This window comes from Streptococcus sp. A69 (assembly GCF_058556195.1).
This window is the reverse complement of the sequence record NZ_JBZUJU010000005.1, coordinates 46,889-57,648: the sequence shown is the minus strand read 5'-3', so window position 1 is coordinate 57,648 and position 10,760 is coordinate 46,889. Positions and strand designations below refer to the sequence as shown.

6 protein-coding genes, 2 tRNA genes and 3 rRNA genes are annotated in these 10,760 nt (G+C 44.8%); 2 read left to right on the top strand and 9 right to left on the bottom strand.

What is annotated here, in order from left to right; translation table 11 throughout:
* Position 1: 1 nt before the first annotated feature.
* The 9 genes from rrf to AC4ME5_RS08795 all read right to left on the bottom strand — a co-directional run bounded on the left by rrf (position 2) and on the right by AC4ME5_RS08795 (position 9,563).
* Positions 2-117, bottom strand: a 5S ribosomal RNA gene (gene rrf / locus AC4ME5_RS08835).
* A 76-nt stretch (positions 118-193) separates the two neighbouring features.
* Positions 194-3,097, bottom strand: a 23S ribosomal RNA gene (locus AC4ME5_RS08830).
* 122 nt (positions 3,098-3,219) lie between these two features.
* Positions 3,220-3,292 (bottom strand) — tRNA-Ala (locus AC4ME5_RS08825).
* A 51-nt stretch (positions 3,293-3,343) separates the two neighbouring features.
* A 16S ribosomal RNA gene (locus AC4ME5_RS08820) occupies positions 3,344-4,892 on the bottom strand.
* The 16S, 23S and 5S rRNA genes sit together here with 2 tRNA genes alongside, the layout of an rRNA operon.
* 233 nt (positions 4,893-5,125) lie before the next feature.
* Positions 5,126-5,197: transfer RNA gene (locus AC4ME5_RS08815), tRNA-Glu, on the bottom strand.
* A 116-nt stretch (positions 5,198-5,313) separates the two neighbouring features.
* Positions 5,314-5,748 (bottom strand): cytidine deaminase family protein, encoded by a 435-nt coding sequence (locus AC4ME5_RS08810; protein ID WP_491800533.1) that lies wholly within the window; start codon positions 5,746-5,748, stop codon positions 5,314-5,316.
* 12 nt (positions 5,749-5,760) lie between these two features.
* Entirely contained in the window at positions 5,761-7,221 is a 1,461-nt protein-coding gene (gltX, locus tag AC4ME5_RS08805; protein ID WP_491800532.1) for a glutamate--tRNA ligase, read from the bottom strand.
* 134 nt (positions 7,222-7,355) lie between these two features.
* The gene (locus AC4ME5_RS08800; protein ID WP_000018247.1) at positions 7,356-8,705 is read right to left on the bottom strand and encodes a glucose-6-phosphate isomerase; all 1,350 of its coding nucleotides are present in this window, start codon (positions 8,703-8,705) and stop codon (positions 7,356-7,358) included.
* A gap of 168 nt (positions 8,706-8,873) precedes the next feature.
* A complete protein-coding gene (locus AC4ME5_RS08795; protein WP_414344934.1) occupies positions 8,874-9,563 on the bottom strand; it encodes a gamma-glutamyl-gamma-aminobutyrate hydrolase family protein in 690 nt (229 codons plus the stop codon).
* Between the two features lie 277 nt (positions 9,564-9,840).
* Between AC4ME5_RS08795 and AC4ME5_RS08790 the strand changes: the two genes are divergently transcribed.
* Together AC4ME5_RS08790 and AC4ME5_RS08785 are read left to right on the top strand one after the other, a co-directional pair.
* On the top strand, positions 9,841-10,254 hold the full coding sequence (locus AC4ME5_RS08790) for a helix-turn-helix domain-containing protein (protein WP_007522644.1): 414 nt from the start codon (positions 9,841-9,843) through the stop codon (positions 10,252-10,254).
* Positions 10,251-10,676: a hypothetical protein gene (locus AC4ME5_RS08785; RefSeq protein ID WP_007522645.1), complete on the top strand. Its 426-nt coding sequence runs from the start codon at positions 10,251-10,253 to the stop codon at positions 10,674-10,676. The genes AC4ME5_RS08790 and AC4ME5_RS08785 overlap by 4 nt, the downstream gene beginning before the upstream one ends.
* Positions 10,677-10,760: the final 84 nt, after the last annotated feature.

The following is a 10,760-nucleotide window of genomic DNA, read 5'->3' as shown; positions in this document are numbered from 1 at the left end:
AGCTAAGCGACTTCCATATCTCACAGGGGGCAACCCCCAACTACTTCCGGCGTTCTAGGGCTTAACTGCTGTGTTCGGCATGGGTACAGGTGTATCTCCTAGGCTATCGTCACTTAACTCTGAGTAATACCTACTCAAAATTGAATATCTATCAAATAATTAGAAAACCTCACGCTTCGTATCCTCAGTTACTTTGGATAAGTCCTCGAGCTATTAGTATTAGTCCGCTACATGTGTCGCCACACTTCCACTTCTAACCTATCTACCTGATCTTCTCTCAGGGCTCTTACTGATATATAATCATGGGAAATCTCATCTTGAGGTGGGTTTCACACTTAGATGCTTTCAGCGTTTATCCCTTCCCTACATAGCTACCCAGCGATGCCTTTGGCAAGACAACTGGTACACCAGCGGTAAGTCCACTCTGGTCCTCTCGTACTAGGAGCAGATCCTCTCAAATTTCCTACGCCCGCGACGGATAGGGACCGAACTGTCTCACGACGTTCTGAACCCAGCTCGCGTGCCGCTTTAATGGGCGAACAGCCCAACCCTTGGGACCGACTACAGCCCCAGGATGCGACGAGCCGACATCGAGGTGCCAAACCTCCCCGTCGATGTGAACTCTTGGGGGAGATAAGCCTGTTATCCCCAGGGTAGCTTTTATCCGTTGAGCGATGGCCCTTCCATACGGAACCACCGGATCACTAAGCCCGACTTTCGTCCCTGCTCGAGTTGTTGCTCTCGCAGTCAAGCTCCCTTATACCTTTACACTCTGCGAATGATTTCCAACCATTCTGAGGGAACCTTTGGGCGCCTCCGTTACCTTTTAGGAGGCGACCGCCCCAGTCAAACTGCCCGTCAGACACTGTCTCCGATAGGGATAACCTATCCGGGTTAGAGTGGCCATAACACAAGGGTAGTATCCCAACAACGTCTCCTTCGAAACTGGCGTCCCGATCTCTTAGACTCCTACCTATCCTGTACATGTGGTACAGACACTCAATATCAAACTGCAGTAAAGCTCCATGGGGTCTTTCCGTCCTGTCGCGGGTAACCTGCATCTTCACAGGTACTAAAATTTCACCGAGTCTCTCGTTGAGACAGTGCCCAAATCATTACGCCTTTCGTGCGGGTCGGAACTTACCCGACAAGGAATTTCGCTACCTTAGGACCGTTATAGTTACGGCCGCCGTTTACTGGGGCTTCAATTCATACCTTCGAGTTACCTCTAAGCACTCCTCTTAACCTTCCAGCACCGGGCAGGCGTCACCCCCTATACATCATCTTACGATTTAGCAGAGAGCTGTGTTTTTGATAAACAGTTGCTTGGGCCTATTCACTGCGGCTGACGTAAAGTCAGCACCCCTTCTCCCGAAGTTACGGGGTCATTTTGCCGAGTTCCTTAACGAGAGTTCTCTCGCTCACCTGAGGCTACTCGCCTCGACTACCTGTGTCGGTTTGCGGTACGGGTAGAGTATGTTTAAACGCTAGAAGCTTTTCTTGGCAGTGTGACGTCACTAACTTCGCTACTAAACTTCGCTCCCCATCACAGCTCAATGTTACAGATATAAGCATTTGACTCATATCACACCTCACTGCTTAGACAGACTCTTCCATTCGTCTGCTTTAGTTAGCCTACTGCGTCCCTCCATCACTACATACTCTAGTACAGGAATATCAACCTGTTGTCCATCGGATACACCTTTCGGTCTCTCCTTAGGTCCCGACTAACCCAGGGCGGACGAGCCTTCCCCTGGAAACCTTAGTCTTACGGTGGACAGGATTCTCACCTGTCTTTCGCTACTCATACCGGCATTCTCACTTCTATGCGTTCCAGCGCTCCTCACGGTACACCTTCTCCACACATAGAACGCTCTCCTACCATACCTATAAAGGTATCCACAGCTTCGGTAAATTGTTTTAGCCCCGGTACATTTTCGGCGCAGGGTCACTCGACTAGTGAGCTATTACGCACTCTTTGAATGAATAGCTGCTTCTAAGCTAACATCCTAGTTGTCTGTGCAACCCCACATCCTTTTCCACTTAACAATTATTTTGGGACCTTAGCTGGTGGTCTGGGCTGTTTCCCTTTCGACTACGGATCTTAGCACTCGCAGTCTGACTGCCGACCATAATTCTTTGGCATTCGGAGTTTATCTGAGATTGGTAATCCGGGATGGACCCCTCACCCAAACAGTGCTCTACCTCCAAGAATCTCTAATGTCGACGCTAGCCCTAAAGCTATTTCGGAGAGAACCAGCTATCTCCAAGTTCGTTTGGAATTTCTCCGCTACCCACAAGTCATCCAAGCACTTTTCAACGTGCCCTGGTTCGGTCCTCCAGTGCGTCTTACCGCACCTTCAACCTGCTCATGGGTAGGTCACATGGTTTCGGGTCTACGACATGATACTAATGCGCCCTATTCAGACTCGGTTTCCCTACGGCTCCGTCTCTTCAACTTAACCTCGCATCATATCGTAACTCGCCGGTTCATTCTACAAAAGGCACGCTCTCACCCATTAACGGGCTCGAACTTGTTGTAGGCACACGGTTTCAGGTTCTATTTCACTCCCCTCCCGGGGTGCTTTTCACCTTTCCCTCACGGTACTGGTTCACTATCGGTCACTAGGGAGTATTTAGGGTTGGGAGATGGTCCTCCCAGATTCCGACGGGATTTCGCGTGTCCCGCCGTACTCAGGATACTGCTAGGTACAAAGACTATTTTAAATACGAGGCTCTTACTCTCTTTGGCTGATCTTCCCAAATCATTCTTCTATAATCTTTGAGTCCACATTGCAGTCCTACAACCCCGAAGAGTAAACTCTTCGGTTTGCCCTTCTGCCGTTTCGCTCGCCGCTACTAAGGCAATCGCTTTTGCTTTCTCTTCCTGCAGCTACTTAGATGTTTCAGTTCACTGCGTCTTCCTCCTCATATCCTTAACAGATGTGGGTAACAGGTAGTACCTGTTGGGTTCCCCCATTCGGAAATCCCTGGATCATCGCTTACTTACAGCTACCCAAGGCATATCGTCGTTTGTCACGTCCTTCTTCGGCTCCTAGTGCCAAGGCATCCACCGTGCGCCCTTATTAACTTAACCTTATTTTCTGACCTTTCAGTCATAAACTCTTTTAATACTACAGCGTTTCGGTTTATTTTCTTGTTACTATTTGATATAGATATTCAATTTTCAATGTGCATTACTTGGTGATCTCTCACCAATGGAGCCTAGCGGGATCGAACCGCTGACCTCCTGCGTGCAAAGCAGGCGCTCTCCCAGCTGAGCTAAGGCCCCACAAGACCTCTCAAGACTAAACAAGACCAATGCGCAGTTCCTTATCCTTAGAAAGGAGGTGATCCAGCCGCACCTTCCGATACGGCTACCTTGTTACGACTTCACCCCAATCATCTATCCCACCTTAGGCGGCTGGCTCCTAAAAGGTTACCTCACCGACTTCGGGTGTTACAAACTCTCGTGGTGTGACGGGCGGTGTGTACAAGGCCCGGGAACGTATTCACCGCGGCGTGCTGATCCGCGATTACTAGCGATTCCGACTTCATGTAGGCGAGTTGCAGCCTACAATCCGAACTGAGACTGGCTTTAAGAGATTAGCTTGCCGTCACCGGCTTGCGACTCGTTGTACCAGCCATTGTAGCACGTGTGTAGCCCAGGTCATAAGGGGCATGATGATTTGACGTCATCCCCACCTTCCTCCGGTTTATTACCGGCAGTCTCGCTAGAGTGCCCAACTAAATGATGGCAACTAACAATAGGGGTTGCGCTCGTTGCGGGACTTAACCCAACATCTCACGACACGAGCTGACGACAACCATGCACCACCTGTCACCTCTGTCCCGAAGGAAAACTCTATCTCTAGAGCGATCAGAGGGATGTCAAGACCTGGTAAGGTTCTTCGCGTTGCTTCGAATTAAACCACATGCTCCACCGCTTGTGCGGGCCCCCGTCAATTCCTTTGAGTTTCAACCTTGCGGTCGTACTCCCCAGGCGGAGTGCTTAATGCGTTAGCTGCGGCACTAAACCCCGGAAAGGGTCTAACACCTAGCACTCATCGTTTACGGCGTGGACTACCAGGGTATCTAATCCTGTTTGCTCCCCACGCTTTCGAGCCTCAGCGTCAGTTACAAGCCAGAGAGCCGCTTTCGCCACCGGTGTTCCTCCATATATCTACGCATTTCACCGCTACACATGGAATTCCACTCTCCCCTCTTGCACTCAAGTTAAACAGTTTCCAAAGCGTACTATGGTTAAGCCACAGCCTTTAACTTCAGACTTATCTAACCGCCTGCGCTCGCTTTACGCCCAATAAATCCGGACAACGCTCGGGACCTACGTATTACCGCGGCTGCTGGCACGTAGTTAGCCGTCCCTTTCTGGTAAGATACCGTCACAGTGTGAACTTTCCACTCTCACACTCGTTCTTCTCTTACAACAGAGCTTTACGATCCGAAAACCTTCTTCACTCACGCGGCGTTGCTCGGTCAGACTTCCGTCCATTGCCGAAGATTCCCTACTGCTGCCTCCCGTAGGAGTCTGGGCCGTGTCTCAGTCCCAGTGTGGCCGATCACCCTCTCAGGTCGGCTATGTATCGTCGCCTTGGTGAGCCGTTACCCCACCAACTAGCTAATACAACGCAGGTCCATCTGGTAGTGATGCATTTGCACCTTTCAATCGATTATCATGCGATAATCCATTTTATGCGGTATTAGCTATCGTTTCCAATAGTTATCCCCCGCTACCAGGCAGGTTACCTACGCGTTACTCACCCGTTCGCAACTCATCCGCTCGGTGCAAGCACCAAGCTTCAGCGTTCTACTTGCATGTATTAGGCACGCCGCCAGCGTTCGTCCTGAGCCAGGATCAAACTCTCATTAAAAGTTTGAGTTCTCACTCATTTCTGTCACTGACAGATTTATTGTTTTTTTCATTGTTCAGTACTACAACATTAGTTGTAGTGCCCTGCACATTGGTTCGTCTTGTTCAGTTTTCAAAGGTCTTTGTCACTCAATCTCTCTCAAGCGACAACTATATTAGTATATCACAGCTGCTAACCTATGTCAACACTTTTTTTGAAACTTTTTTACTTTTTTCGTCCCTGTGATACACTCATAGTCCGTACGGGATTCGAACCCGTGTTACCGCCGTGAAAAGGCGGTGTCTTAACCCCTTGACCAACGGACCTGAGCTTTTCAACTCTTTCTATTATATCTACTTTTTCCCCTTTGTCAAGAACTTTTTTCCTCTTTATCGAAATTCTGAAAAAATAAGGGGAAAAGAGCCAGTAAAACTGACTCCTTCTATTTATCTTGCCAATTAGTCGCACGTTCCTCTCCCCACCAGTATGGGATTAACTCGGCAACTTTGATTGTTTTTCTTGTTTTGTAGTCCATCATGAACTCTGCTTCTTTATTTTCAGCATTCAATTCTAAGAGAAATTCTCTGCAAGCGCCACAGGGCATACCTGATCCTTCGCCGTAGGGAGGTTTATCTCGAAGGGCGAGGATTTTCTTAACTTTAGTTTGTCCTGAAAATTGATACATATTGAAGAGAGCTGCTCGTTCTGCACAGAGATGAAAAACGCCACAAGTGCCCTCCATACAAAATCCTGTGAAGATCTGACCATCTTCTGCTTCTACTGCAGCAACAACATGGTTAGCATAAACAAAGTCAGAAACTTCATGGGGATTGAATAAGGTTCGTGCTTCTTCATACATTTTTTCCCATGTATCCATCGGAAGTCCTTTTTATTTAGAAATCTCTTTGAGCATATTATCGATATGCTGAATTGACTTTTCACGTCCGAGTAAGAAAATGGTGTCTGGTAATTCTGGTCCATGCATTTCACCTGATACAGCAATACGAATCGGCATGAAGAGATTTTTTCCTTTGATACCTGTTTCTTTTTGAACTGCTTTGATTTGTGGGAAGATGTTTTCTGTCACAAATTCATCGTCTGTCATTGCTTCTAGTTTCGCTTTGAAGGCTTCTAGAACAACTGGAACGGTTTCTCCTGCCATGACCTCGCGCTCAGCGTCTGTCAACTCTGGGAAATCTGCAAAGAAAAGATCTGTCAATGGAACAATTTCATCCACTGACTTCATTTGTGGTTTGTAGAGTTCCACCATTTTTTCAGACTTGTCAGTCAAACGCCCTGCTTCTTCTAGGAATGGTTTTGCCATCTCAAAGATAGTTGCTAAGTCAGCTCTCTTGATGTAGTCGTTGCTCATCCAGTCTAGTTTCTTCTGATCGAAGGCTGCTGGTGACTTGCTGAGACGATTTTCATCAAAGAGTTTAATCAATTCCTCACGTGAGAAAATTTCATCTTCGCCACCTGGGTTCCAACCAAGAAGAGCAATAAAGTTAAAGACTGCTTCTGGCAAATAGCCTTTTTTACGGTAGTCTTCGATAAACTGAAGGGTGTTGGTGTCGCGTTTAGACAATTTTTTACCCGTTTCAGAGTTGATGATCAAAGTCATGTGACCGAACTCTGGAGCTTCCCAACCAAGAGCCTCATAAACCATAAGCTGTTTGGGTGTGTTGGCAATGTGGTCATCTCCACGGATAACATGAGAAATTTGCATATCGTGATCATCAATCACAACAGCAAAATTGTAAGTTGGGTAACCGTCTTTCTTTTGAATAACCCAGTCACCACCGATATTGCCACCTTCAAACTCGATATCACCTTTGACCATATCGTGCCATTTGTAGATACCAGACTCATTGACAGCCAAACGGACAGTTGGGATGATACCAGCTGCTTCACGTTCTGCAATGTAAGCCGCCTTTTCTTCTTCGCTCATGCCAAGATATTCATTGATGTAGCGTGGTGTTTCACCAGCTGCTTCTTGGCGTTCGCGCTCAGCTGCCAACTCTTCTTCTGTAACGTAAGATTTGTAGGCTTTTCCTTCAGCTAGCAATTGGTCGATGTATTTTTGATAGAGTTCCAAACGCTCTGATTGGCGATAGTTTTCATGAGTTTCTGGACTTTCATCCCAATTCATTCCTAACCAACGAAGATTTTCAAGCTGTGAACGTTCACCATCCTCAACATGGCGTTTACGGTCGGTATCTTCAATACGAATAATAAAAGTTCCACCATGATGGCGTGCGTAAAGGTAGTTGAATAATGCTGTACGGGCATTTCCGATGTGTAGTAGTCCTGTTGGACTTGGTGCGTAGCGTACGCGGATATCTTTTGACATAGTTTCTCCTATAAAGTCTCTAGGCGTCTGCCTTTTTGCTTTCTATATTATATCACAAGTCTCGCCTGAGTCCAATGTCTACGAATAAAGAGAGTAAAAAGAGTGGACAAGCCACTCTTTTCTTCTATTACAGACTATAGACGTGCGTTAAGCTCTTTGCTCAATTCTTCAAATCCTGGTTTCCCAAGAAGGGCAAACATGTTGCGTTTGTATGCTTCAACACCTGGTTGGTCAAATGGGTTGATGGCATTCAAGTAACCTGAAAGAGCAATTGCCAATTCGAAGAAGTAAATAGTATAACCAAGAGTGAAGGCATCTTGCTCTGGAAGGGTTACGTACATGTTTGGTACATCACCGTCTGTGTGGGCAAGAAGAACACCGTCAGTTGCTTTTTTGTTTACAAAGTCAACGTCTTTTCCTTGAAGGTAACCAAGCCCATCAAGGTCTTCTTCCAAAGTAGGAATGATCACGTTCTTACGTGGTTTGTCCACACGGACAACTGTTTCAAACATGATACGAGTTCCTTCTTGGATAAATTGACCCAATGAGTGCAAGTCAGTTGAGAAGTTTGCTGAAGTTGGGTAAATCCCTTTTTGGTCTTTCCCTTCTGACTCACCAGCCAATTGTTTCCACCATTCTGAGAAGTATTGAAGTGATGGCTCGTAGTTTACCAAGATTTCAGTAGCGTAGCCTTTACGGTAAAGGATGTTACGAACTGCTGCGTATTGGTAAGCTTCATTTTCAGTAATCTTGTCTGAAGTGTAGTCTTTACGAGCTGCATTCGCACCTTCCATAAGGGCTTTGATGTCAGCTCCTGATGCTGCGATTGGAAGCAAACCAACTGCTGTCAAGACTGAGAAGCGTCCACCGATGTCATCTGGAACAACAAATGTTTCCCAACCGTTGGCATCTGCTTCAACCTTAACAGCACCTTTTTGGCGGTCAGTTGTAGCGTAGATACGTTTGTTAGCTTCTTCTTGACCGTATTTCTTAACCAAGAGTTCTTTAAAGACACGGAAAGCGATGGCTGGTTCTGTTGTTGTACCTGATTTAGAAATCACGTTTACTGAGAAGTCTTTGTCAGCTACGTACTCTACCAAGTCAGCAAGGTAAGTAGATGAAATTGAGTTTCCAGCGTAAAGGATTTGTGGCGCTTTACGCTCTTCTTTTGTTTGTAAGTTAGCAAAGTGGTGGTTCAAGAAGTCAATAGCTGCTTTGGCACCAAGGTAAGATCCACCGATACCGATTACAACCAAAACATCGCTGTCTGATTTGATTTGCTCAGCAGCTTTCAAGATGCGGTCGAATTCTTCACGGTCGTAATTTTCAGGAAGGTCCAACCAACCCAAAAAGTCACTACCAGCACCAGTTCCTTTACGGATCAATTCGTCTGCTGCTGTTACTTGTGCTTGCATGTATTCCACTTCATGTGGTGCTACAAATTTATCTAAAACTTTTGAATAATCAAATTTAATATGTGACATGATATTCCTCCATTTTTTCTTCTTTTCTATCATAACGCTTACCTTCGATTTTTTCAAGTTTTTTTATTGAATTTGCCCAATTTTTATCAGAATTCAAACGTTTGCGTAAAAACGCTAAAATACAAAAAATCTGAAAGAACGAATAAAAACGGCTAGATATTCTAACCGTTACAATTCATTTAATAGGTACTCAAATAGTTCTAAATTGCCGTCTTCTTCATTGACCAGAAACTCTGGATGCCACTGCAAACCAATGATACGATGCTCATCAATAGACTCAATCGCTTCCACCGTCTGGTCGCGAGGATCTACAGCCGTTACACGGAAATTAGGTGCTAGGTCTTTGATACTTTGTCGATGTACTGAATTGACTTGGCTTTCTTTGCCGAACAACTTTGCAACAACGCTTCCTTCTACTGTTTCAATAGAATGAGATGTTCCAAAAGGCAGACCTTGCCAGTGTCCCTCAATTTCTTGGTGGAGAGTACCGCCAAAAGCAACATTGACCAGCTGGACACCACGGCAGATTGCTAAAATGGGCTTGTCCTGACGAAGAGCTTCTTTCAAGAGGGCCAGTTCAAACTCATCTCGTACTAGGTTGTAATCATCGCTCTCGATGGTTTTTTTCTCTCCATAAAACTGAGGATGGACATTTTGCCCGCCTGTCAAGATCAGTTTATCGATCATTTCCACATAATCACGCACAACGGACTCATCACCAACAGGAATAACCAAGGGGAGACCTCCGACCTGGCGAATGCTCTCTGCGAATCTACAAGATACAGATGAATGAATGTTTTTTCCTTCTGCATCTACAGGACATAGATTTGCAGCAACTCCTACAACCGTTCTAGCCATGATGGGGCTCCTTTCGATTTTCTAACGATAGTCCTATCTTATCATTCAAGCACTCTGCTGTCTAATATGTTTTTTAAAAGACCGTGATAAGTATTTTTTATGGGTTAAAAAAATTGAATTAGGAATATAAAAAGTTCTAGTATTTGTACTAGAGCTCAGATGGGCTTCTTTTTTGCTATGATTTTTAACAAAAAAACTCTCGTTTTGCCAATAAAAGGCGCTTGAAAATTGGACAAGAAGGCTCTATAATGAGTTTAGAAAAAGAGGTAGGAAAAGTATGATTAGTAAAACGATTGCTCTGCTAAGGAAAAAGTCAGGTTATTCTCAGGAAAAATTAGCTGAAAAAGTAGGCGTATCTCGTCAGACTCTCAGTAAGTGGGAATTGGGCGACAGTTTACCGGATATTATTTCTTCAAGTCGTTTGGCAGAAATTTTTGATATCAGCTTAGATGAGTTGGTTAATGGGGATGTCTCTCCTTTTGCTGCTAAAGCCAAAGAAGGGAAGTATATTTTTGGAACGGTAACTGTTGGTGAAAAGGGACAAATCGTCATTCCTGTACGAGCGAGAAAAATTTTTAACATCCAAAAAGACGACAGCCTTATGGTTTTAGGTGATATCAATCAAGGCTTGGCCTTGTTGAAGAGCGATTTTTTTATTCAATCTTTTGAAGAAATGGGGTTAATGAAATGAAAAAAATTACTGGCTTTGGTCTTAGCTTTGCAGTGTTTATATTTTTCTTGAATTTGATAGGCTGCTATGATTTTGTCATGGTAATGACGCGTAACCAGACTTATTTTGCAGAACATTATAATTCAGCTATTATGGTTTACTTTAGCCATTATCCTGTTGTCTTTGTAATTGTGTGGTTTAGCCATTTGTTAGCTGCTACCTTGAGTCCGATTTTCTATTTTTTCAGAAGAAAATTAGCCCTTACTTTGGCTGGTCTTGCTTTCTGGGGAGATGCTCTGCTGATTCTATTGACCAGTCTTTTTAGGAATCGCATTCAGATTTTTGGTTGGCAATTTTTCGTTGATTTGGTTGTTCTAGAATTGCTTGGCCTTTATTATCTGTATTTGCGTAAAATATTTCTTAGCACATCAGGAAAAATCTAGGATTTTAAAATAATCCTAGGTGTTTTTTGGTTATTTATGTATATTGTCTATAAAGATTAATGGAATACGACAAGAAAGTGAGAG

What these genes read in the sequence shown, in the direction of transcription:
- AC4ME5_RS08810 (WP_491800533.1), bottom strand. Translation starts at nt 5,748, where the DNA reads ATGGATACATGGGAAAAAATGTATGAAGAAGCACGAACCTTATTCAAT.
- gltX (WP_491800532.1), bottom strand. Translation starts at nt 7,221, where the DNA reads ATGTCAAAAGATATCCGCGTACGCTACGCACCAAGTCCAACAGGACTA.
- AC4ME5_RS08800 (WP_000018247.1), bottom strand. Translation starts at nt 8,705, where the DNA reads ATGTCACATATTAAATTTGATTATTCAAAAGTTTTAGATAAATTTGTA.
- AC4ME5_RS08795 (WP_414344934.1), bottom strand. Translation starts at nt 9,563, where the DNA reads ATGGCTAGAACGGTTGTAGGAGTTGCTGCAAATCTATGTCCTGTAGAT.
- AC4ME5_RS08790 (WP_007522644.1), top strand. Translation starts at nt 9,841, where the DNA reads ATGATTAGTAAAACGATTGCTCTGCTAAGGAAAAAGTCAGGTTATTCT.
- AC4ME5_RS08785 (WP_007522645.1), top strand. Translation starts at nt 10,251, where the DNA reads ATGAAAAAAATTACTGGCTTTGGTCTTAGCTTTGCAGTGTTTATATTT.